This is a genomic window from Capnocytophaga sp. FDAARGOS_737, from assembly GCF_009730375.1.
Lineage (GTDB): Bacteria > Bacteroidota > Bacteroidia > Flavobacteriales > Flavobacteriaceae > Capnocytophaga > Capnocytophaga leadbetteri.
Window position 1 is genome coordinate 13,570 of sequence record NZ_CP046316.1, and the last position, 24,090, is coordinate 37,659.

The window sequence follows — 24,090 nt, forward strand, 5'->3', positions numbered from 1 at the left end:
ATTTTGTCTTCTATAAGGCAAAGGTACAAAATAATTAGCAAATGAGAAAATTAGTGAAGAACGTTTTGTCTTTGTACTGCACAAAAATAATAAAAATTGCGTGATTTTCCACAAATCACGCAATTTTTATTATGTTGCTATTCTCTTATTAAAGCGAATTTTCTTTAGTAAACTTCACGATTTCAGAGATGCGTCCGAAAGCTACCCCTACTACTGTATCAGCAGCGCCGTAGTATACCGCTACTTTGTCCTCTTCAATAGAATGTAGGGCAGCGCAAGGGAATACTACATTAGGTACATCGCCGGTAGTTTCGTAGAGGGTGGCAGGCGCCAAAAGGTAAGGCTGTGTACGAGCGATTACCTTGCTTGGGTCGTTTAGGTCTAATAGGGCAGCCCCCATAGAGTAACGGAAGCCGTTGCAAGTATTTATCACCCCGTGATAGAATAACAACCAACCGTCTTTAGTTTTGATAGGTACGGCACCAGCTCCTATCTTAGTACATTGCCAAGCGCTATCAACAAAAGGCGTTACTTTCATCACACAGCGGTGCTCGCCCCAGTACTTCATATCCGGACTGTAGCTGATGAAAATATCACCAAAAGGAGTATGTCCGTTATCACTTGGGCGACTTAACATCGCGTATTTACCATTGATTTTCTCAGGGAAAAGCACTCCATTACGGTTGAATGGCAAAAAGGCATTCTCGCATTGGAAGAACTCTTTAAAGTCGAAAGTGTAAGCGATACCGATAGTAGGGCCACAATAGCCGTTGCACCAAGTCACCCAATAACGGTCTTCGATGAAAGTTACGCGAGGGTCGTATTTGTACTCAGAGTGTAAGAAATCAGTATTACCCCCTTTCATTACGATAGGTTCGTGGTTGATTTCCCAGTGGATAGCATCTTTACTAAAACCAGCAAAAATATTCATTTGCACGGCTTTGTTATCGCAGCGGAATACCCCTGCAAAACCATCGCCAAAAGGCACTACAGCCGAGTTGAAAATACTGTTAGAGGTAGGAATATCATATCTACCGATAATAGGGTTTTCAGAGTAACGCCACATCACATCGGTACAACCTGCAGGGCGTTCTTGCCAAGGAATTTTATGACTCATTATATTTTTATTATTTTAATTTTTTTAGGTTAATTATTTACCCTGTGCTTCTATCACAGCCAGAGTAGCTAAGTTTACCATCTCATCTACGGTCGACCCGATAGTGGTGATGTGTATAGGCTTAGTAAGACCCATAATCAGAGGGCCTATGGTGTCTAAGTGCTGCGTTTCTTTTAGTAGCTTATAGCTGATGTTAGCCGCCTCTAAGTTAGGAAATATCAGCGCATTAGCCCCCTTGCCATTGTTCAGTTTAGAGAACGGATAGGTTTTGGCTATCTTGTCAGGGTTAAGGGCAAAATCTGCTTGTATCTCGCCATCTACCACTAAGTCAGGATAATGCTTGTGTAGGTAAGCCACAGCCTCGCGCACCTTTAGCGTACTTTCAGAGGTAGCTGAACCAAAGTTAGAATACGATAGCATCGCTACTGAAGGTTCTAAGCCAAAGAATTTCACCGCTTTAGCCGTTAGCAGCGCTATATTAGCAAGGTCAGCCGCCGATGGGTCTATGTTGATAGTAGCATCCGATAAGAAAATAGGACCTTGTTTGCTGAGCATTATACTTGCAGCAGCTATGCGTGTTACACCTTCTTCTTTTTTGATGATTTCCAGCACCGGACGTATAGCGTTAGGATAAGCGTGCGAGTAACCGGTAATCATAGCATCTGCCTGACCGGTTTCTACAAGCATAGTACCGAAATAGTTGCGCTCGCGCATTAGTCGGTCGGCTGCCTCGTAGGTTACCCCACGGCGTTCGCGTTGTTTCCAGTATAGCTCGATGAAGCGTTCGCGGCGGGCGCGTTCAGCATCGCTCTTAGGGTCTATTACATCTACACGGGCAGTAAAACCTATTTCGTGTTTTAAGGCTTTGATAACATCTTTGTTACCCAAAAGCACTGGTATACCGATACCGTCTTCGTAAATGCGTTGTGCCGCTTTTAGCACTTCTTTCTGATCGCCTTCTGCAAATACTACTCGCTTAGGAGCGCGTTTAGCGCGGTCTTGCAATAGGCGTATTTCTTTGCTACCCACCCCTATTCTGTCCATTAGTTCGCCTTTGTAGGCTTCCCAATCGGTGATAGGGTGTTGGGCTACTCCTGTAGCGATAGCCGCTTTAGCGATAGCCGGTGGTACTTCGTATATAAGTCGAGGGTCAAAAGGTTTAGGTATGATGTAGTTTTTGCCAAAGGTTAAGTTCTCACCTCCGTATACCAAACTCACTTGCTGAGGGACAGGTTTTTTAGCCAATTCGGCTATAGCGTGTACCGCAGCCAACTTCATTTCCTCGTTAATCTTAGTAGCGCGTACATCTAACGCCCCGCGGAAGATATAAGGGAACCCAAGCACATTGTTCACTTGGTTAGGATAATCTGAGCGACCGGTAGCCATTATAATATCCTGACGAGTTTTCACTGCTAAGTCGTAGTCAATCTCAGGGGTAGGGTTCGCCATCGCAAATACGATAGCGTCTTTGTTCATCGAAAGTAGCATTTCAGGGGTAAGTACATTACCTTTAGAAAGTCCGATAAATACATCAGAGCCTTTCACAGCTTCTTCCAGCGTGCGTAGGTCGCGGTCGGTAGCAAATTCAGCTTTCTGTTCTGTTAGGTTAGGCGCATCTTTGCGGATAACCCCTTTGCTATCGCACATTACTATGTTCTTAGGGTCAGCACCGAGGGCTACGTATAAGCGAGTGCAAGAGATAGCAGCCGCACCAGCTCCGTTTACCACTATCTGTGCTTTGCTGATGTCTTTGCCTACGATTTCTAACGCGTTGATAAGGGCAGCAGCCGAGATGATAGCCGTACCGTGTTGGTCGTCGTGCATCACCGGTATATCCAATTCTTCTTTCAGGCGGCGTTCTATTTCAAAAGCCTCAGGCGCTTTGATGTCCTCAAGGTTAATCCCTCCAAAAGTAGGAGCGATCGCTTTTACGGTTTCTACAAACTTATCTACATCGGTAGCATCTACCTCAATATCAAATACATCTATACCTGCGAATATTTTGAAGAGCAATCCTTTCCCTTCCATTACAGGCTTCGAAGCGTCAGCGCCTATATCGCCCAAACCGAGCACAGCTGTACCGTTCGAGATAACGGCTACAAGGTTACTTTTAGCGGTATATTTATAAGCGTTGCTTTTGTCTTCTGCGATAGCCAAACAAGGCTCAGCCACACCAGGCGAGTAAGCCAATGACAGGTCGTGTTGGGTAGCGTGTTTTTTGGTAGGTACAATAGCTATCTTACCGGGTTGCGGAAACTCGTGATAGCGTAATGCTTCTTCTTTTTTTCTTTGATCCATTTTTTTAATCTCTGATTATACGGTTTTATTGATAAGGTCTGTTATAAAAGCTATTTGCTCGTCTTCCAGCTCGGTGTGCATCGGTAGCGAGATAACCTCTTGCACTAACTGATTGGTTACACCGAAGTCAGCCTCGTTATACGAGCTACGAGTGTAAGCTTTCTGAGCGTGTAGCGGTATAGGGTAGTAGATGCCAAAAGGTACCCCATTATCAGCAAAAACTTTAGCCAAGGTATCGCGTTTGCCGTTGGTGATGCGCAAGGTGTATTGGTGGAATACGTGGTCGTAGCCTTTAGCTATTACAGGGGTGATAATGTTAGCGTTGCCTTGTAGGGCTTCGGTATATTGGCGAGCAGCCTCGCGACGGCAGTTGTTATACTCGTCTAAGTGAGGCAGTTTAGCGCGTAGTACAGCCGCTTGTAGCGAGTCTAAACGCGAGTTTACCCCTACCACATCGTGGTGATAGCGCACATACATACCGTGGTTTACGATACCTCTAAGGGTGTAAGCCAGCTCATCGTCATTAGTGAAGATAGCCCCTCCGTCGCCATAGCAACCAAGGTTTTTAGAAGGGAAGAAAGAGGTAGCCCCTACGTGTCCTATAGTACCCACTTTCTGTTGGCGACCGTCGGCAAAGGTATAGTCAGCCCCTATCGCTTGGGCGTTATCTTCAATTACGAAGAGGTTATGCTTTTTAGCTAGTGCCATAACCGCCTCCATATTAGCCGGTTGCCCGAAAAGGTGTACAGGCACGATAGCTTTAGTGCGTGGTGTAATAGCTTTTTCTATAGCTTCGATATTGATATTAAAAGTATCGTCATACACATCTACCAGCACGGGGGTTAGTTTTAGTAGGGCAATCACCTCTGCGGTAGCGGCAAAGGTAAAGTCGGCAGTTATCACCTCATCGCCTTCTTTCAGACCGAGTCCCATCATAGCTATTTGCAGCGCATCGGTACCGTTAGCACAAGGTATTACGTGTTTCACGCCCATATAGGCTTCTAACTCTTTCTGAAACTGCTGTACCTGAGGCCCATTGATAAAGGCAGTAGTACTAAGCACTTCTTCAAAAGAAGCCTGCACCTGATTTCTAATTCTTTCATACTGACCTTGTAGGTCAACCATTTGTATTTTTTTCATATATGTTGAATATTTCACTTGTTCCATATAATATTATTCGAAAACTCTCGAAAAAGAGCGGGATTATTCTTGATTATCCAATACTTAAACCCTAAAAAATCTTGTTTTATAGAGAGTAACTCTCTTACTACCTCCTTGGTTTCTGGGGTGGGTGCAGAGAGATAATTATTAACAGCTTTTTCAAAATTATTCATTTTTGAGAGAAACTCCTCAAAAAAGAGTTCTTCTTTAAGCGTTCTTATGGCATTTTTCCCATTGAAAATACGATTCAGTAGCACAATCGTTTGTTGTATAGCCGCCGAAGTATCATTAGTAGCAAAATCTGCTTTGTCATAATTAAGGGTTTGCACGATTTTCTCTTCAATAGCTTCTTTAGTAGGGTTTACAATACCGTCAAAATTAGCCGACTTTTTTCCATTACAATAGCTACACACAAAGAAAAGATTATCCCAATTATACTTTTCATCAGGGTAATGCTCTTGGCTGTGCAAATGTTCTACTTGAAAATCAGTAGTCAGTTGGCGCTCACAGATATAGCATTTATCATAATGGTCTTTGGCTAATAAGGCTTTCACATCCTCGCCGTCATATTTGTTTTTAGTAGCCAAAGAAGCAGGAGCGGTGGTAGTTTTTTGCAATTGTATCATAGCGCATTGATTTTTGCAAAATGTTGGTTCTTCAGTTGTAAGTACCTCCCTATAATTTTGGGTGAGACTACCTCTGGTATTTTATCAAAATCACAGATAAGGTCTTTTAGTTCAGTCTTTTCAGAAAGAGGAAGCATTTCTTTTTTCAAAAGTTCCTCTAATCTATCCAATTGCATTCCCATATAGCTGGAAGCAGTTTTTACCCCAAAATACCCTTCAGCTAATGATTCGTATGAATACTCGGTTAAATCTTCTATTATTTCTTGGTGTTCTAAGTCGAACGCTACGGCATTGCTGAGCGAACTCAACACAAAAGGCGAGTGTGTAGTAACGATAAATTGTATATTAGGGAAAATCTTTGTCAGTAGTGGCATAATGACCTTTTGTAATTCTAAGTGCAAGTGGGTTTCAATCTCATCTACTAACACGATACCTTCGCACTCATAAGCCCTTGTAAGTTGGTTTTTATGCTGCATTTTCAGAATAAGGTCTACTACTATATCCAAAACTGCAGCAAAACCATCTGATAACTCTGTAAACTTAAACTCTTTTCCTTTGGTTAATATCTTAAAAGAATAATCTTTATAATTAAAATATAATTGCAAGTCTTTATCTTGAAAAATCTCACCCAAAAGCCTTTCAAAATTCACAAACCATTCTCTGATTTGGTTAGCATCTCTCTCTAATTTTTCATTTCGTGCTAAAGCCTCTTGTATTTTAAGGTCAGCAAGGAATTTTAAGAATTCTTGAGTAGAGGTTTGCTTTATTTCCCATTTATCTTGAAGTTTAGGTTTAGTAGGGTTTTTAGGTTCTTGGAGGTTTTTTATAGTTCTATGTGCTTCATAAAAAGCAATAATAAAATTGCCGTCTTGATATTTTCTAATAAGGTTATCAACATCTTCAAAAGCAACTATTACCTCCCCAAAAAAGAGCTCATATTGACTTTTCCAATACTCTAAATCCTTTTCTATAGAAAGAGTATTCTTAGAATTATCTTTTAGTTGTTTTTCCCAATATTCTATCTGTCTCTCATAACTTTCAAAACTCTTATAGTCATCATTTGCTATTCTTTCAATATGATTAGCAATAGCATTGAGCAGAGAAGTTTTCCCACTACCATTCTTACCAGTAATCATCAAATGAGGATAATATTCCTTTTCCAAAGGAATATTTATGTCCTTCAGATGTCGTACTTTATTGATATGTATATTTTTGATATATCTACTCATAGATGCTCTATAACTTTTCAAAATGCAAAGATATAAAATAAATATCAATTATGAATGTTTAACGACTAATTATTTAAGGTTGAAAGGGCGAAATATTTTGGTTAATGGGAGGTATGAGAGGGCTGGGAAGGCTGGGAGGAATGGGGGTAGGATATTTTTCTGGTTTTTAGACAATAATTAGAGGTTTATACTTTGCTCATCTTTCGGTTATCGTTCGCTCTTGCTGTATTGTTCTTGTATCGTTTGTATAGGGAAGGTAGCAGTAGTGTATTTTTCTGCTAAATCAGTAGGAAGGAAAAATTTGCTAATTGGCAAATTATTCAGTATCTTTGCCCTCTAAAATAGAAAGATATGAGTACAGCTATATTACACGCAGAGATAAATACAATTGATATTCCTATAATTAGAGCATTATTAGAGAAGTTCAAAGCTAAAAAGGTAGTTTTTGAAGAGGAAGCCTATGTGCCTAATGAAGTAACGCTTCAGGCTATGAAAGAAGTAGAGCAAATGAGGAGAGATAAAAATACTAAGTTTTTTGACTCTACCGAAGAGCTTTTGAAATCTTTAAAATAGAATCAGACCTATCGCGCTTGGGCTCTCATACCGATTTGTTTGACAAGAAAAAGTAGTAATCCTTTGCTAATTGGTAAATTTATTTGTACTTTTGCCCCAAATTTAAAAATAATATCTATATGAAAAAGTTTTTTATCGCCTTAATGGCAAGCGTAGCCTTAGTGGGTTGTGGTAAAGATGACAACAACGATACAGGCATACAAGAGGGTGCTTTCCCTAAGAAAATAACTACTACTTACCCTAATAGTAATAGGAGTAGTGTAACAACCTACAACATTCAGAACGGCAACCTGTTGTCGGTTACTTCTATTCAATATGAGAATGGCGTTCAAACAGGTACTGCTAGTATTATGAGAGTAGAATACGAGGGTAACCGTATAAAACAACTAAAACATGGCGAACCTTCTACAGAAGATTATGCAATTGAAGATTATACCTATGACGGACAAGGGCGTATGATAAAAGAAACACGCGTAGAGCCTCATAGAACAACAGAAGGCGGAAATTCTTATACCCAAGAATACCGCTATGAGGGTGAACAGCTAACAAAGATTATCAGACAGAGCGTTTCAAGTACTTGGATTAATGGAGAGCGCAAAAAGGTAAATAGACATTCTGAGAGTGTGTTAGCCTATAGCGGTAGTGATATTATCGTAAATGAAACCGTTACTTATCGCGATGGGAATGGAGCGGTAGTAACAGGTACAAGTACTCAAACCAACACTACTACTTATACCGTAGCAGGGGGCAACCTAATAAAAAAAATAGAGAGAGGGCACACTACCGAGTATAAATACGATAGCAATACAAACCCTACACCACTGAATGCGTTGATGAAAATGGCAAATCCTGATTATTTCTTACAAAAAAGTTTTAGTAAAAATAACCTGATAGAACAAGTGGATAGCTTTACTGATTATCAAGGAAATTTGGTTAAGAATATTACCTCTGTTGAGCTTACTTATAACAGTAAGGGATATCCTACAATGAAAAAATTCTTTGGACAAAGAGGTAGTAACGTAAAAACTCTTAAATCGATAGAAGAAATCGAATACTAAAATAAAGACGAAGTACAAAGAATAAAAGACGAAATGCGAGTAACACCCGTATTTCGTCTTTTGTTTTTCGTCTCTAAAGTAATATTATTTAAAAATTTTCTACATAAATGCTTGCAATTATTTAGAAAGTTTTTATTTTTGCGCCCCGAAAAGTAATAAATAAATGTTTTTATGAAAAACAAATCACTATTTTGGGGTAGTCTGCTGTTAGCTATGATAGCCTCTGAGGTAGCCGAAGCGAAGTCTTCAGCCCTCGAAAATACAAGCGTAACGCGCTTTCAACAAGAAGAGATAGAGGTAGAAGGACAAGTGTTCGATACCGATGGCTCTCCTATGTTAGGGGTTAGTGTGGTAGTAAAAGGCACTCACCGAGGCGTTATCACCGATGAAGAGGGGCGTTTTACCCTCAAGGCTGATGCTAATGCGGTACTCGTTTTCCGATTTTTGGGTTACCAAACCCAAGAGATTGCCCTAAATGGGCGCTCATCTATCAGCGTACAGATGAAAGCCTCTACACAAGAGTTAGGCGAGGTAACCGTTACTTCTACCGGTATCAAACGCCAGATAAAAGACTTTGCAGGCACTGTAAATGTTATTTCAGCTTCGCAAATAAAAGAATTAGCTATCCCAGCAGTGGGCGATGCGGTGCGCTTTATGCCAGGGGTGAACTACATAGATGAAGACGGTCGTGGCTTGCGCCCAGGTATAGGCTTGCGCGGTATAGAGCCCAACCGCAATAGCAACACTTTAGTGGTAATAGACGGTAAAATACCTATCGGACAGAGTTATTCTGATATGGGCGGTTACTATATGATGCCCGTAGGTGCTATAGAAAGTGTAGAAGTGATAAAAGGCGCTTCGCCTGCCCTCTACGGAAGTGGTAGTATAGGTGGGGTGGTAAACATCATCACTAAAAAAGGAGCCGCTCGCCCTTATACAGGCATCAACCTACAATACGGCAACCACAATGCCCTAAATATAGGGGTGGAAACGGTAGGCAATACTAATGAAGGGGCTATGAACTACTACGCAGGTTTTCACCGCCGACAAGGCGATGGCTTTAGAAAGTCGCGCAGCCGCTATAACGTAAACGACCTTACCGCCAACGTAACAGCTAAGGTAGGCGACAAAAACGAATGGCGTTTCTTCTTAAACGGCTTTACCGAATACTCTGAAACCCCAGGCGGACTTAGTCAAGCACAATGGGAGCAAGACCCTGAGCAGTCTGTTAATCCGCACGACTTTTTCGAGGCAAGACGCTTCAGTACCGCTATTTCATACAAACGCAGTTTTGATGAAACCAATAGCCTAACCACTTCGGTATATGGTAGTTACCTAAAAAGGGACTGGTGGTTAGACAACCGCAACGCTACCGCTAGCAAGCGCAAGTTTACAGCTGCCCTACGCGATGTGCCTACAGTGGGCTTATTCTCAGACTACGAGCGTACTAATACCCTATTCGACAAAGAAAATAAGCTGTTAGCAGGTATCCGCCTACACACTGACGTTACCCACGAGGTATCAGTAGCTGGCGATGAAATGGGCAAGAAAGCAGGCAAGACTACTGCCAACTCGGCTAATACCGTAGCGGTAGTAGAGGGGTATGTGTTCGATGAGTTCCACATCACCGATAAGCTAAACATCAACCCAGGGGTGCGCTATACTTTTGTGAATTACGACAAAGAAGATTATTACAAGAATAGTTGGGACAACCGCAACGAAGATGCTTTTGTTTACTCATTAGGGTTGTTCTACAAATTCTCTGAGCAGTATCGCGCTTATGCTACCTATTCTAAAGGGTATAAGATGCCGCAGATACGTTCAGCATTCGAAACCAATGGCGACCTCGATGCTGAAACTTCTGATAACTACGAAATAGGACTACGCACACGCCCTACCCAATGGTTAGAAGTGGAGTTAGCCGCCTATATATTAGACTTCAATCATAAAATATTCCGCGAAAGTGGTTTGCTAAACAACGGAGGAAAAGCCCTACACAGAGGGATAGAAGTAAGTGGTGCTATTTATCCGGTAGAAGGATTAAAACTCTACGGTAGTGGAGCCATACAAAGAGCTACTATAGAGTACGGAATGAACAAAGGCAACCGCGTACCTTATGCACCGCGTTATACTGCAACCGCAGGGGCTAAATACCAATGTGGGGTAGGCGAGGGCACCCTTACTACCAACGTATATGGCAACTTTGTAAGTTCGCAGTTTTCAGACCTTGCTAATACTTTAGAAGGCTCAGCTAATGGCAATGTAGGTTTAATACCTAAGTTCTTCTTGCTTAATGCAACGGCTAGCTATAGCTACAAGCAATGGAACTTCAACCTTAATGCCCTTAACTTGCTCAATCGCAAATACTTCACTACGCGCCACAATGCTTGGGGAGGTATTATGCCAGCAGCTACTATCAGTGTATTAGGTGGTGTAGGCTATCAGTTCTAAAAAATAAAGAAGAAATACAAAATACAAAATACAAAAGACGAAATACGGGTGTTACTCGCATTTCGTCTTTTGTATTTTCTCTCTTGTCTTTAAAAAATCGTTTTTACTAAAAAGCAAACTATCACGCCGTATAGTATAGGCAGGAAAGTAGCAATGAGCGTCCATTTCTTGCTGTTAGTCTCTTTGTAGATGGTGTAGATGGTAGTGCTACAAGGGTTGTGCAAAAGGCTAAAAAGCATCAGATTTACAGCCGTGAGGAGCGTCCAGCCACCGGCGTGTAGTAGGTTGCCAACTTCGCTGTTGGTAGCCTCCATTAGTACCCCTGCTTCGGCTGCGGTAGCTTGTCCTAATACCATAGTGGTAAGCATCAGTATGGTAGGGATAACAATTTCATTAGCAGGTATCGCCACCACGTAGGCAAGGAGTATCACCCCATTGAGTCCGATGAACATACCTATAGGGTCGAGCCCTTGTATGAGCCAAAGAGCTAACGGCTGACTGCCAATAGGAATATTGCAAATAAGCCAGATAACAGCCCCTGCGGGAGCGGCAAATACGACAGCCCGCCATAGTACGATAAGGGTGCGGTCGATAAGCGAAGTGTAGAGCGTCTGAAAGAAACGCGGCGGGCGGTAAGGGGGTAGCTCAAGCACAAAGAAAGATGATTCCCCTTTCAGCAGTGTTTTAGACAACAGCCACGAGGTGAAAAGCGAAAAGGCAATCCCCAATACGGCTATGCTTATCACCGCCAACATCGATACGGTGCCCGACCACTCTTTGGGTACTAATGCCCCTATAAAGAGCGTAGCGATAAGTATTTGGGTAGGCCAGCGCCCATTGCATAGCGAAAAGTTATTGGTGATGATAGCGATGAGCTTTTCGCGCGGACTGTTAATAATGCGGGTAGCTACCACGCCAGCGGCATTGCAGCCAAAGCCCATACTCATCGTTAGGGCTTGCTTGCCGTGTGCGCCAGCGGTGCGAAACATACGGTCGAGGTTGAAGGCCACACGCGGTAGGTAGCCAAAGTCTTCGAGTAGGGTGAAGAGCGGAAAGAAGATACTCATAGGGGGCAGCATTACCGATACTACCCATACCGTAGCCAGATAGACCCCATCGATGAGGAAACCGCTCAGCCACCAAGGGAAGTGCAAAGCCGTAGCACCTTCTTTTAGCAAAGGGTATAGCCACCCTATAAACAAATCGGAGAGCCATTGCGAAGGGTAGTTAGCCCCGATAATGGTAATCCACAGTACTGCCGAAAGCAATAGCAACATAATAGGGAAGCCCCATAGTCGGTGGGTAACAATGCGGTCGATAGCGCGGTCAATGCGGAAAGAACGCGCCGAAAAGTCAGTGCTTACTGAAGCCCTACATAAAGCATTTGCTTTGGCATAAATAGCCTCTACCAAATCGTTGCGATAGCTGTCCCCCAATAAGCGGTGATACTCATCGGCTATCCGTAGCACTCGTGTTTGCTTCTCTGAAGAATTGACTTCAGAAAATACCCCTTCAGCAACCCCTTTTTTTACGCTTTCATCGCCCTCGATAAGGCGCATCGCTAACCAGCGCGTATTGGGTAGCGCAGGGTTCAGTTCGCTGAGCAGCTGGCTAAGCTGAGCAATAGCTTCAGCATTCTGTTTAGGTAGGTCGATAAAAGTTTGTTTTTTAGTTTGAAAAGCCCCACTTACTACGGCTTCTATAGCTTGTAGTAGGTCGGTTATGCCCTCTTTAGTACGCGCGCTGGTGGCTACTACCGGTATGCCCAAATCACGCGAAAGGGTGCGCGTATCTATGCTGATGTGGTGGCGGCGCGCCTCGTCCATCAGGTTCAGGCATAGCACTACCTTGTCAGTTATTTCTAATATCTGTAGCGCAAGGCTGAGGTTGCGTTCTAATCGGCTGGCATCTACCACCACTACTGTAACATCGGGCTTTCCGAAGAGGATAAAATCGCGGGCTACCTCTTCGTCTTCAGAGGTAGAAAGCAGCGAGTAAGTGCCAGGGAGGTCTATCATTTTATAACGCGTACCGCCGAAAGAGAAACTCCCCTCGGCACGTGTTACGGTCTTGCCCGTCCAGTTGCCCGTGTGTTGGTGTAGCCCTGTAAGAGCGTTGAACACGGTACTTTTGCCCGTATTAGGGTTGCCTGCTAAGGCGATAGTATAGCTATAGTCGCCTTGCTCTTCGCCCAATCGTTTGAGCGAGGCAGCAGGGTTTAGTTCGCAAGTATCACATACATTTTTCATTTTCTTCTAAGTTTATCAGTACACATAAAGCATCGCTTTTTCGCAAGGCAATCTGGGTGTTGTGGATATTGTACGCCACAGGGTCGGATAGCGGACTTACATTCTCTACCCTAATGGTAGTGCCGCGCACAAACCCCAAGTCTAACAAGCGTTGGCGCACCTCTTGTCGGCAGTCAGGGGCAAAGCCTGCGATAACCGCTGTTTGTCCGTATTGTAGCGATGCTAAAGTAAGCGTTATCATATAAGTTCTATTAGTATTAAAAATATTTTTAGACGAGCAAAATTAATATTTTTTTTGATAATGACCAAATTGTCAATAATAAATAGTATCTTTGCCCGATATTAACAAAAGAGAAAAATGATAAAAAAAGCGTTTTATATGGCTCTTAGTGCCCTTGCACTAACCTCGTGCGAGCAGTATACTATTAGCACAGGCACTACTAGTGCTACTACCCAAGTAGCTACCCCAGCACCTGTATATGAATTCGGTTTTAACCTCAATGATTACAATATTAATAAAGATACCCTAAGGCAGGGCGATACTTTTGGCAAGCTTTTGGAAGAGAAGGGCGTAGCTGTGGGCGACATCTATAACATAACCACCCAAACCAAAGAGCTCATTAACCCTAAGAACTTTCACGTAGGCAAAATGTACGCCTTTCTGTACGACAAGAAGAAACCCAACACGCCCCATAGTTTTGTATATCAGCCCAATGTGGTGGATTATATAGTGGTGCACCTAACCGATTCTATCTATGCTTATACCGCTCAGCGCAAAGTATCGGTGGTAGAAAAAGCCTTTGCAGGCAGCATAGAAAACAACCTGACAGTAGATGCGCAAGCCGCAGGTATCAGCCAAAACGCTACCTATCAGTTAGGACAGATTTTTGACTACACCATCGACTTCTTCCGCCTACAAAAAGGCGATGTTTTCAAGATTATTTATGACGAACGCTATGTAGAAGATACTATTTTTGCAGGGGTCGAAAAGGTAAAAGCAGCTTACTTCGAGTGGGAAGGCAAAAAGTATTACGCTTTCAACTACACTACCGACACTATCAAAGGCACCAATGGCTTTTACGATGAAAACGGAAATATGATGAAGCGTATGTTCCTCAAATCGCCATTAGATATCTTTCGTATTACCTCTAAATTCGGGATGCGTTTTCACCCCGTGCTACACCGTATGAAAGGGCATTTTGGCACCGACTACGCCGCTCCTACCGGTACCCCTATACGCGTAACGGCAGCCGGCACAGTGATAGAGGCAGGACATACCTCAGGTAATGGCAATTACGTAAAAGTACGCCATAACAACACCTATACTACCCAGTACCTACATATGTCGAGAATTATAGCCCGTAAAGGGCAGCACGTAGCGCAAGGCGAGGTAATTGGGTTAGTGGGTAGTACCGGCTTGGCTACAGGCCCCCACGTGTGCTATCGTTTTTGGAAGAATGGCGTGCAAGTAGACCCACTGAAAGAAAAACTACCCGATGCCGTGCCTATAGACGACAAGCTAAAAGCTCCTTACTTAGAGTATATCAAGCCGCTGAAAGCACAATTAGATAATTTGCAAAGTAACAAATAGATGAGCCGTACCCGTCTTTTCTGGATAATAGCCGCTCTGCTGACAATTGCCGCTGCGGTGGTCTTTTTCCCCATAGAGGCATTTGAAAAAGGGGGTATATACTACGCTTTGCTGATGGGGGTGCTGATAGGCTTGCTCTCTTTCTTAGCCATAGCCGAAATTACAACTTTTAGCGCGTTGCGCACGGCTATGCTCGACAAAGAAGCGCCTACTAATACCCCAATGAATGCCTTTATACCAGTGATGGTGCTTATCGTTGCGGGCTTTGTTATCTATCAGCTGATAAACTATCGCATAGATTACCTGCTGAAGACCGAAGGGCTATATGCTGAGGCGACTATCGAGCAAGGACAGCGAGAAACCATAAAGCGTATCGGCAGTACCTCAGAAAACTACAAGGTGCAAGTGTCGTTTGCTGATGCCAAAACCGCTAAGCAGTATACTTTTAGCACAGCTGTCCCCAAAGAGCTCTTTAGTATGATTTACAAAGGGCAGCGCCTAAAGGTGCTATACCTGCCTAAGCAGCCTACTGTCTTCAGACTTATGGCAGGGGGAAACATAGAGCGATACCAAGAGCGGCAGAACCGAAAGCTACAGCTGCAAGACCTCAATACACTGTTTGCTACCTCGCCTGCTGAGGTGTTGGAGGCGCTGAAACGTATCAGTCCCACGTGGGAGGTTGCTGCTGAGGATGAGCTTCCCGACCGTCCTTTGGTGATAGAGGGGCATCTATTTAAGAACGATCAGCTACAAGAGTCTTTGCTAATCTCATCGCACGGCATTGCCCTTTATGAGAGTGGCTATACCTACGATTTTATACAAAGAACCCCTGTGCTAAAGCAGCCCGAAACTACCTCTTTGCCTTTAGAAGACGGAAAGAGCGAAAAGGTTAAGCTTTATGAAACAGCTGCTTATACGGTGAAACGGGTAGAGGTGATAACTTTTAGGGCTTCTTCTATTTCAGTAGAGGCGTATTATTTGGTAATGACAAATAAAAAATAACTAAATTTTATAAATAGCTATAAAACAATACATTAAGAAAAAAATGCGAAATAAAAATCGCAAAAATGTAGGATATTCAATAATTATTATTACTTTTGTGCTTTCAAAAGAAAAATAACAGACAATTTTAGTTATATACTTTAATTTTATAATTTTCATATAAATGAGAACGATACAATTTAGAGAAGCTGTTTGCGAAGCGATGAGTGAAGAGATGCGTCGCGATGAGTCTATTTATTTAATGGGTGAAGAGGTAGCCGAATATAACGGTGCCTACAAAGCCTCTAAAGGAATGCTCGATGAGTTCGGACCTAAACGCATCATCGATACCCCTATAGCTGAAGGCGGTTTCGCAGGTATTTCAGTAGGAGCTGCTATGAATGGCTGCCGTCCTATAGTAGAGTTTATGACCTTCAACTTTTCGCTAGTAGCTATTGACCAAATTATCAATAACGCAGCAAAAATGCGCCAAATGTCTGGCGGTCAGTTCAATATTCCGATAGTATTTAGAGGCCCTACCGCTTCTGCAGGTCAGCTGGCTGCTACCCACTCTCAAGCTTTTGAGAATTGGTATGCTAACTGCCCAGGGCTAAAGGTTGTAGTACCTTCTAACCCTTATGATGCTAAAGGACTACTAAAATCAGCTATACGCGATAATGACCCAGTTATCTTTATGGAGTCAGAGCAAATGTATGGTGATAAAGGTGAAGTACCTGAAGAAGAGTACACAATTCCATTAGGAGTAGCAGACATCAAACGCGAAGGTAAAGACGTAACCATAGTGTCATTTGGTAAAATCATCAAAGAAGCCTACAAGGCAGCTGATATTTTGGCTCAAGAAGGTATAGAGTGCGAAGTTATCGACCTACGTACCATCCGCCCAATGGACTTTGAAACTATCTTCAACTCAGTGAAGAAAACAAATCGTTTAGTAATCCTCGAAGAGGCTTGGCCTTTCAGCAGTGTTTCTTCTGAAATCACTTACCAAGTACAAGAAAACATTTTTGATTACTTAGACGCACCTGTACAACGTATTACTACAGCTGATACCCCAGCGCCTTTCTCTTCAGAATTGCTAAAAGAATGGTTGCCTAATGCTGACGATGTAGTAAAAGCAGTGAAAAAAGTACTTTACAAATAAGTAATTTGCATATCATTTTTATTTTTTTTAAAGTTATATTTTATTTTTTTAGTCCTTGTGGTCTCTCTTCCACAAGGACTTTTTTTGTCAGTATTACTGTTAATGCGATGTTAAACTTGTAATTTTTCAATGTTAAATTTACAACGAACTATTTTGCATCGATTTAATAAATAAACGTATATAAAATATTAATAAACAGCCAAATTTTAATATAATTAATACATTTGTTAGTAAATTTTTTATGTTAAATAAAGAACCCTACCTCTTGTACATTTGTGTAGAAATCAAAAAATCTCTACTTTTGTAGTGAAATTCAGATGAAAGAAATAATAATAATATGGCTTTAATTAAAACAATAGACATTGATCAGAAATCCCGACTATACGTCTGGGATGTTCAAGAACCTCTTGCTACTTTGCAAGAGGGAGTGAGCCTTACACCTCAGCAAAATGAGATGTTTCAGGCAATACACAACGAAAAAGGTAAGAAAAATTTCTTAGCAACAAGATTTTTGCTTAAGAATTTAGGTTATCCTCCTAATGCGCTGTTTTATGACCCTAATGGCAAACCCTTCCTAAGCGATGGCAAACAGATTTCTATTAGTCATTCGTTTGACAAAGTAGCTGTGATTATCAGCAACAGAGGCGTAGGAGTAGATATAGAGAAAAAGAGAGATAAAATCGTCCGCATAGCCCCTAAATATACTCAATGGGACTATCGTACAGCTGCCTTCTCATTCGAAAATATAGTACAGAAACTCACTATGATTTGGTGCGCTAAAGAGGTGGGCTTCAAAGTACACGGTAATCCAGCCCTCACGCTCAACGATATCAAAGTACGCGATTTTTTTCCTACAGATACACGTACTGAGATAAAGGTAGAGAAAACAGTCTATGAAGTGTTCTTTCATTTTATAAGCGACTTCGTGCTGAGCTATTGCCTACACATTAAATAATTATGAATGTTGAATTGATAATTAGCAATTAAAAAAGGAAATTTAAAGATAAAAGGGCTGCCTATAGGTAGCCCTTTTTTGTATGTCTAAAATATAGAAATTCAATTTGTCTAAAAATAATATGTTAAAAATTTTCGTGTTATCTAAAAACGTTATATCTTTGCACCGAATAATTCAATTTAGATAAGATATATGAAAACGTATTTAGTAGCAATTGCTATATTTATTGGTGCTATTGGCTTTGCGCAGAATGGCACTATTACCGGTAAGGTTACTTCTTCAGACCTACCTTTAGAGGCTGTTTCTATTCAGCTTGAAAACAAAACCATCAAAAAATGGACGACTACCGACCGCAACGGGCAATATACGCTTAGCTTGCCTGCTGGCGAGTATCGCCTAAAAGTACAATCATTGGGGTATAAACCTCATAACGACAAAATAATCATCAATGCCGACCAAACAGTTCAACTCCCTATCAATCTAAAGGAAGACGTCTTAGGTATTGACGAAGTGGTGATAACCGCTACCAAAACCAAAGAGAATCGCAAAGACGCTCCCGTATTGGTAAGCATAACAGGTACTAAAGAACTCGCTACTGCTAAGGCGCACACCTTAGTAGAAGGCTTGGTATTTCAGCCTGGGTTGCGCACTGAGGTAAACTGTCAGAACTGCGGTACTACCCAAGTGCGTATCAATGGCTTAGACGGGCCTTACTCGCAAATACTCATCGATGGGCGCCCTATATTTGGGTCGCTTAATGGGGTGTATGGTTTAGACCAGATTCCTGCTAATATGATTGAGCGCATCGAGGTAATACGCGGTGGGGGCTCAGCGCTCTTCGGCTCTAATGCTATTGCAGGTACTATAAATGTTATCACTAAAAACCCTATCAAAAACGAAGCCCAAGCAGGGGTAGTGAGCAGCCTTATCGCAGGCAAAGCTGCCGATGTGGTAAGTTCGCTAAATGGGTCACTAATAAGCGACAATTACACCAGAGGGATTTCGTTCCACGCACTACACCGCGCTCGTCAAAGCTACGATGCTAACGGCGATGATTTTACCGAGATAACTCGCTTGCGCAATCTAAACGTAGGGGCTAAACTCTTCAACGATTTTACTGACCGCCACAAACTCACCGGTGAAGTGAATATGAGCAATGAAAACAGACGCGGGGGCAACAAGTTAGACGAGCCTGAACACCTTGCTGATATAGCCGAGAGTATCCGTACCCAAATGGTAGGAGGTACAGCCAACTACGAGTATTTCACTCCTGCCTATAATCATAAGTTTACGGCTTATGCCAGTGGCGAACGCACTCGTGCCGATAACTATTACGGTGGTTTAGAAGGAAATGATATCGAGGCTTCAACCGGCAACTACGGACTTACCAAAGAGCATATTTGGGCGTTCGGAGGGCAACATACAGCCTATGTGCCTATAGCCAAAGGCAACCTACAATGGACTTCAGGGTTAGAGTACCAGCACGATAAAATATCAGAAAAACGCGTAAATCCTCTTATCTTGGCGGTAAATCAAAAGTCTAATATTTTCGGCGCTTTCACCCAAGCTGACTGGCGTATTTCGCCTAAAGTAAAGGTATTAGGCGGACTTCGTTTAGACAATGTAACTTCTGATATCCTCAAGAGCAGCATTACAGTGCTAAACCCACGTGCTAGTGTGTTGTATAATATTGATGAGAACTTCATAGCACGTGCTTCTTACGGACGTGGCTTCCGCGCTCCTTTCTTCTATTCTGAAGATGTACACAGCGAATTGCCTAGTGGCGAGGTACGCCGTGTAAAACTCTCTGACGACCTTAAAAAAGAAACTTCTGATAGCTTTACCGCTTCATTCGAGTACAACCATACCCACGAGGCACATCAGTTTGTAGCGATGATAGAAGGTTTTTATACGGCTCTACACGACCGTTTCGACTATCGCGATATAGGTGAAGAAAATGGCTTGAAAGTAAAAGAGAAGTTTAATACCGATGGGGCAATCGTAAAAGGACTTAATATCGAGTTGAAGTATAGCCCTAATAAGCAATTTATCTTTCAGTTAGCTACTACTATACAAAGTGCTAAGTACAACAGCACCCAAAATCCTGAAGACAATATTTTCACCGACCAGCTGCTCAAAACCCCTAATGTATATGGTAACTTGCTAGCTACCTACAAGCCACGCCCTAACTGGGACATCAATCTTGTAACCGTGTATACCGGAAGTATGAAAGTAGTGCACTTAGCGGGTTATATAGCTGAAAACCGCTTAGAAACTACTAAAGGATTGGTAGATATAGGGCTAAACACCTCATATCAAATCAACGTGAGCAACTTCTTCCCTTTAGAAGTGAGCTGCGGAGTGAAAAACCTCTTTAATCAGTACCAAAACGACTTTGATAAAGGGGCTAAACGCGATGCCGATTATATCTACGGGCCTGCTTTGCCTCGTACAGTATTCGTAGGCTTAAAGGTGAAGATGTAGCAATTAATAATAGTTCACAAAACAACAAAAAAGGATTGCCAGTACTTGTATGTGCTGGCAATCCTTTTTTGAAAAACTAAATAATTTTATAATAGCTTCAGCAGTTCCTCTACATATTCTCTGCTGTTAGATAAACGGGGCACTTTGTTCTGTCCGCCTAGTTTGTCTTTGTCTTTTAGCCAATCGTGGAAGAGCCCTGTGCGCGCTTGGTGCACTTTAGGCATATTTAGGGTCATATTGTTATAGCGTTTGGCCTCATAATCCGAGTTGAGTTTCTTAAGTTCAGTGTCCAATACCTCAGTAAAATGCTCAAGGCTTGCCGGAGGGGCATCAAACTCTATCACCCATTCGTGTCCGCCTTTTAGCTTATCTTGCATAAATATAGGGGCTACGGTGTACTCTATCAGATGGCTACCCGTCTGCTCGCAGGCTTTCTCAAGGGCGCGCTCGGCGTTCTCTATAATAAGCTCTTCCCCAAATACATTGATAAAGTGCTTCGTGCGGCCTGTAATCTTTATCCTATACGGACTCACAGAGGTAAAGCGCACCGTGTCGCCTATCAGGTAGCGCCATAAACCGGCATTAGTAGTAATCACCATTGCGTAGTTTTTGCCTATTGCTACCTCGCTAAGAGGGATTATAGTTTGCTCAGGAGTGCCAAAGGTATCCATCGGAATAAACTCGTAGAAAATACCATAGTCTAACATCAGCAACATCTCGTCAGAATTATTGCGGTCTTGTATAGCAAAGAAGCCTTCAGAGGCGTTGTATATTTCGTAGTAACGGAAAGTATCAGAGGGGATAATATGCTTGTACTGTTCCCTATAAGGAGTGAAGCTCACGCCTCCGTGAAAATACACCTCTAAGTGCTTCCACAGTTCTAATAAATGCTCTTTTTTTGTCTCTTCTAATATCCGATTGAGCAGCACTAGCATCCACGAAGGTACCCCTGCTATGCTGGTAACGTTTTCGTTTTTAGCTTCTCTGATGATAGCTTTTAGCTTGCTTTCCCACTCGCTCATCAGCGACACCTTATTGCTGGGGGTACAACTAAGCTCAGCCCAAAAAGGCAGATTTTCAATCAGTATAGCCGATAGGTCACCAAAATAAGTGCCATTTTGCTCATATAGTTCTTTGCTACCACCCAAGCGCAAACTTTTCCCTTTAAAGAGGTTAGAATCTTCGTTATTGTTCAGGTACAAACACAGCATATCTTTACCCGATTTGTAATGACACTGCTGCAAAGCCTCTTCGCTTACGGGTATAAACTTACTCTTGGCGTTAGTAGTACCGCTACTCTTAGCAAACCATTTGATAGGGGTATGCCAAAAGATATTGCGTTCGCCACGCCTTGCACGTTCTACGAAAGGCTCAAATGATTCGTAAGTAGTAAGGGGGGTATTGCGTATAAACTGCTGATAGTTGGTTACCTCGCCGAAGTTATAAGCCTTGCCTAATTCAGTGTTTTTAGCGGCATTAGTCAGCTCGAGCAATACGCGCTCTTGCACCCTATGGGGGTGTTGTACAAACTCCTGAATTTGGTCTATGCGGCGTTTGAGGAACCACGATGTGATAGAATTAAATAGTGCTAATGGCATCTTATTATTGCTGATAATGTGTTAGTTAATTATCTTTTATCCGAGTATCGATGATTTGCGGCTACAAAGATATATATTTCCGTCTAAATAACCAAATGCCTATTACTTTATTACCTCATCTTCTGCCAAATCGGCAAAAGGTACATTCTTGTATTGGTCGAATACCTGTAGAGAGTCGGGGGTAGGCGATAAGAAATCGTAATGGCTGTCTAAACTGCGCTCTCTAATGCCCAACCAATGCGCATACCCACTCAGAAAGTAAAAAGCCGACTTATTTACCTTCACTTGCTTGTGCTCAGTGTCATCGCTGTTTATAAGGGCAAAAGGCACGCGGTAGCACGCTTTGTTGGGGTGAGTATCGCCGTGAGTGAGGGTAGCGAAATAAGAGCCTCTATCTTTGGTCATCAGCCCGTGGTCAGCAAAGTAGAGCAGCGAAAAAGGCTCTTGCTGGGCTTGCAGCGCTGCGTATATAGCCGATAGCAAATGGTCAGTCTGCTCTATAGTCTGCAGATAAGCCGAAAAGTTACGGTTGTAATAATCGTAGTGTATGGGGTTTTCTAAGCGCTCAGGAAAGTACAAATGCGATCCCATAATATGCACTACCAGCAGTCGTGGCTTATGGCTTTTTTGTTGCAAGTAGCGCTTCAGCACTGGCAGTAGGGCAGTGTCGTAAATGTTCATCGAGTCGTACTCGCCCATTTTAGTAAAAGTGCGATAGTCCGAGAGCGAAGCTATCTTGCTGATGGGCGTATCCCACGTACCTACCGAACCCTGATTAGAAAGCCAATAGGTCTCAAATCCTGCCCCTTTAGCTAAGCTGATAAGGTTATTTTCATACACGAACTCCTCTTCGCCTTTGCGCTGCAAAAACATACGCAGCAGTGCCGTAGTAGTGTTAGGGGCTGCTGCGGTATAGCCCTCTAATATGGAGCCTTTCACTCCCTCCAGAAAAGGCGAATTTTCTATCGGAAACCCATACACCGACATATAGTCGCGGCGCACACTCTCGCCTATTACCAACACGTAGTTGCGATAGGCAGGCGCACTGCTTTCTATCTGCCACGTAGGCTCACCTGTTAGCTGTTCGTTCAGTTCTCGGCGCAATTGTTGATAGCGCTCTATATTGTTGTAAATAGAGGCGTAAAAAGCGATAGGGGCAGTGCGCGAGGTCTCCCAGCTAAAACTACCTATTTCTTCAATCTTTTTTAAAGGGCGATATATTGTTAGCCCTATCCCTACCAGAGCCATAGCCCCTGTGATGAGCCAATGCCTACGCGAGCGCACATAACGTTTTTTCTTTCCTAAGTATAGTATATAAAGGCTGAAGAGTAGCGTCAGTACCGATACCCCATAGGCGTATAGAGGCAACGATTGCATAAACTCTTTGCTTTCGCGAAAGTCTGTTTCAAAGAAAGCCCCTATCATAGTAGCAGGGGGGTGACCAAACCATATAATCTGAGGCAAAAACAGTACACAAGTAATCGCAATAAAGCCAAAAGCCACTAAAAACAACCCGTAGTAAGTACGTCTTAATGCTAAAAACAGCAGAAAGGTAGCCAGCATACCATAGACCGCCAGATTCATATCAAGGGCAAAAGGAATAGCTACCGAAAACAGTAGTAGTAAGATTTCAAACAAATACGCTTTTAGTTTCATCACTTTCTATAATAAATCAGTTGCAAAAATAATAAAAAAAACATTGCCAGCATCTAAACGCCAGCAATGTTATTAATTTTTAAAATCATCTCATCGACAAATCGCCAAATTGGCAAATCGCCAAATTAGCTAATTATCCGATTACTTCTTCCCATTCATCTTACCTATGTAGTGGTCAAGGGCTACGGTCATCGAAGGGCTTTCAGGTGAGGGCGCTTTGATGTCAATAACAAGCCCAGCCTCTTCAGCCGCTTTTAGGGTTGCATCTCCATACACAGCTATTTTGGTTTTCTTCTGCGAGAAGTCAGGGAAACTCTTAAAAAGAGCCTCGATACCCGCAGGCGAGAAGAATGTAAGTATATCGTATTTATTGTTTTTGATAGCCGAAATATCGCAATACACGGTGCGGTAGAATACCACGCGTTCCCATTTTATTTTCAGGTCGTTCAGCGCTGCGGTAGCCTCAGGCTTAGGCGAGTCAGACCCAGGGAAAAGAAAGTTCTCATCTTTGTATTTCTTCAGTATAGGCAATAATTCCGAGAACTCTTTTTTGCCTACGTATATTTTGCGTTTGCGGTAGGTAATATATTTCTGCAGATAAAATGCGATAGCTTCTGATTGACAAAAGTACTTCATCGTATCCGGCACTTTAAAGCGCATTTCTTCAGCTATACGAAAATAATGGTCTACCGATTTGCGGCTGGTCAGGATAATGGCAGAAAACTTGGTAAGGTCAATTTTCTGCATACGAATATCTTTTGCCGTCATACCTTCTACTTTTATAAAGGGCACAAAGTCTACCTTTACGTTGTGGTTTTCGATAATCTGAGAGTATGGCGAGTTCTCCGCTTTAGGCTCTGGCTGTGATACTAAAATTGATTTTACCTTCATAAATTTATTT

At 42.4% G+C, this 24,090-nt stretch carries 18 protein-coding genes; 8 read left to right on the plus strand and 10 right to left on the minus strand.

The window, feature by feature from the left end; translation table 11 throughout:
* Positions 1-148: 148 nt before the first annotated feature.
* The 5 genes from FOC45_RS00075 to FOC45_RS00095 are packed head-to-tail and all read right to left on the minus strand — an operon-like array spanning position 149 to position 6,431.
* Positions 149-1,117, minus strand: a complete 969-nt coding sequence (locus FOC45_RS00075) for a glycoside hydrolase family 130 protein (protein ID WP_009388416.1) — start codon at positions 1,115-1,117, stop codon at positions 149-151.
* A 33-nt stretch (positions 1,118-1,150) separates the two neighbouring features.
* Positions 1,151-3,415 carry an NADP-dependent malic enzyme gene (locus tag FOC45_RS00080; RefSeq protein ID WP_009388415.1) on the minus strand — a complete coding sequence of 755 codons (2,265 nt, stop codon included), beginning with the start codon at positions 3,413-3,415 and terminating at the stop codon, positions 1,151-1,153.
* A gap of 15 nt (positions 3,416-3,430) precedes the next feature.
* Positions 3,431-4,555, minus strand: coding sequence for a DegT/DnrJ/EryC1/StrS aminotransferase family protein (locus FOC45_RS00085; RefSeq protein WP_155846571.1), 1,125 nt, complete (start codon positions 4,553-4,555; stop codon positions 3,431-3,433).
* A 14-nt stretch (positions 4,556-4,569) separates the two neighbouring features.
* Positions 4,570-5,202, minus strand: a complete 633-nt coding sequence (locus FOC45_RS00090; RefSeq protein WP_009388412.1) for an HNH endonuclease — start codon at positions 5,200-5,202, stop codon at positions 4,570-4,572.
* Positions 5,199-6,431: an AAA family ATPase gene (locus FOC45_RS00095; RefSeq protein ID WP_009388410.1), complete on the minus strand. Its 1,233-nt coding sequence runs from the start codon at positions 6,429-6,431 to the stop codon at positions 5,199-5,201. Before FOC45_RS00095 ends, FOC45_RS00090 begins: the two co-directional genes overlap by 4 nt.
* Before the next feature lie 351 nt (positions 6,432-6,782).
* Between FOC45_RS00095 and FOC45_RS00100 the strand changes: the two genes are divergently transcribed.
* From FOC45_RS00100 to FOC45_RS00110, 3 genes are all read left to right on the plus strand, one after another.
* Positions 6,783-7,004, plus strand: a complete 222-nt coding sequence (locus tag FOC45_RS00100; protein WP_009388401.1) for a hypothetical protein — start codon at positions 6,783-6,785, stop codon at positions 7,002-7,004.
* A 119-nt stretch (positions 7,005-7,123) separates the two neighbouring features.
* Positions 7,124-8,062, plus strand: a complete 939-nt coding sequence (locus tag FOC45_RS00105; RefSeq protein ID WP_009388400.1) for a hypothetical protein — start codon at positions 7,124-7,126, stop codon at positions 8,060-8,062.
* Positions 8,063-8,233: 171 nt separating this feature from the next.
* On the plus strand, positions 8,234-10,513 hold the full coding sequence (locus FOC45_RS00110; RefSeq protein ID WP_009388399.1) for a TonB-dependent receptor: 2,280 nt from the start codon (positions 8,234-8,236) through the stop codon (positions 10,511-10,513).
* A gap of 89 nt (positions 10,514-10,602) precedes the next feature.
* Here the strand turns inward: FOC45_RS00110 and feoB are convergent, their stop codons facing one another.
* Together feoB and FOC45_RS00120 are read right to left on the minus strand one after the other, a co-directional pair.
* Positions 10,603-12,762, minus strand: a complete 2,160-nt coding sequence (feoB, locus tag FOC45_RS00115) for a ferrous iron transport protein B (protein ID WP_009388398.1) — start codon at positions 12,760-12,762, stop codon at positions 10,603-10,605.
* Positions 12,746-13,000, minus strand: coding sequence for a FeoA family protein (locus FOC45_RS00120; protein WP_155846674.1), 255 nt, complete (start codon positions 12,998-13,000; stop codon positions 12,746-12,748). Before FOC45_RS00120 ends, feoB begins: the two co-directional genes overlap by 17 nt.
* 120 nt (positions 13,001-13,120) lie before the next feature.
* Here FOC45_RS00120 and FOC45_RS00125 point away from each other — a divergent pair, with 120 nt between their 5' ends.
* From FOC45_RS00125 to FOC45_RS00145, 5 genes are all read left to right on the plus strand, one after another.
* Positions 13,121-14,353: a peptidoglycan DD-metalloendopeptidase family protein gene (locus FOC45_RS00125; RefSeq protein WP_009388396.1), complete on the plus strand. Its 1,233-nt coding sequence runs from the start codon at positions 13,121-13,123 to the stop codon at positions 14,351-14,353.
* A complete protein-coding gene (locus FOC45_RS00130; protein WP_009388395.1) occupies positions 14,354-15,355 on the plus strand; it encodes a DUF3592 domain-containing protein in 1,002 nt (333 codons plus the stop codon).
* Between the two features lie 163 nt (positions 15,356-15,518).
* Positions 15,519-16,496, plus strand: a complete 978-nt coding sequence (locus tag FOC45_RS00135; protein ID WP_009388394.1) for a pyruvate dehydrogenase complex E1 component subunit beta — start codon at positions 15,519-15,521, stop codon at positions 16,494-16,496.
* Positions 16,497-16,833: 337 nt separating this feature from the next.
* Positions 16,834-17,451, plus strand: coding sequence for a 4'-phosphopantetheinyl transferase superfamily protein (locus tag FOC45_RS00140; protein WP_009388393.1), 618 nt, complete (start codon positions 16,834-16,836; stop codon positions 17,449-17,451).
* A gap of 192 nt (positions 17,452-17,643) precedes the next feature.
* Positions 17,644-19,935 (plus strand): TonB-dependent receptor, encoded by a 2,292-nt coding sequence (locus FOC45_RS00145; RefSeq protein WP_009388392.1) that lies wholly within the window; start codon positions 17,644-17,646, stop codon positions 19,933-19,935.
* Positions 19,936-20,021: 86 nt separating this feature from the next.
* On the opposite strand, the gene FOC45_RS00150 is transcribed toward FOC45_RS00145, so the two are convergent.
* The 3 genes from FOC45_RS00150 to FOC45_RS00160 all read right to left on the minus strand — a co-directional run bounded on the left by FOC45_RS00150 (position 20,022) and on the right by FOC45_RS00160 (position 24,080).
* Entirely contained in the window at positions 20,022-21,533 is a 1,512-nt protein-coding gene (locus FOC45_RS00150; protein WP_009388391.1) for a GH3 auxin-responsive promoter family protein, read from the minus strand.
* 102 nt (positions 21,534-21,635) lie between these two features.
* Positions 21,636-23,189, minus strand: a complete 1,554-nt coding sequence (locus FOC45_RS00155) for a phosphoethanolamine transferase (RefSeq protein WP_009388390.1) — start codon at positions 23,187-23,189, stop codon at positions 21,636-21,638.
* Between the two features lie 141 nt (positions 23,190-23,330).
* A complete protein-coding gene (locus FOC45_RS00160) occupies positions 23,331-24,080 on the minus strand; it encodes a uroporphyrinogen-III synthase (RefSeq protein ID WP_009388389.1) in 750 nt (249 codons plus the stop codon).
* Positions 24,081-24,090: the final 10 nt, after the last annotated feature.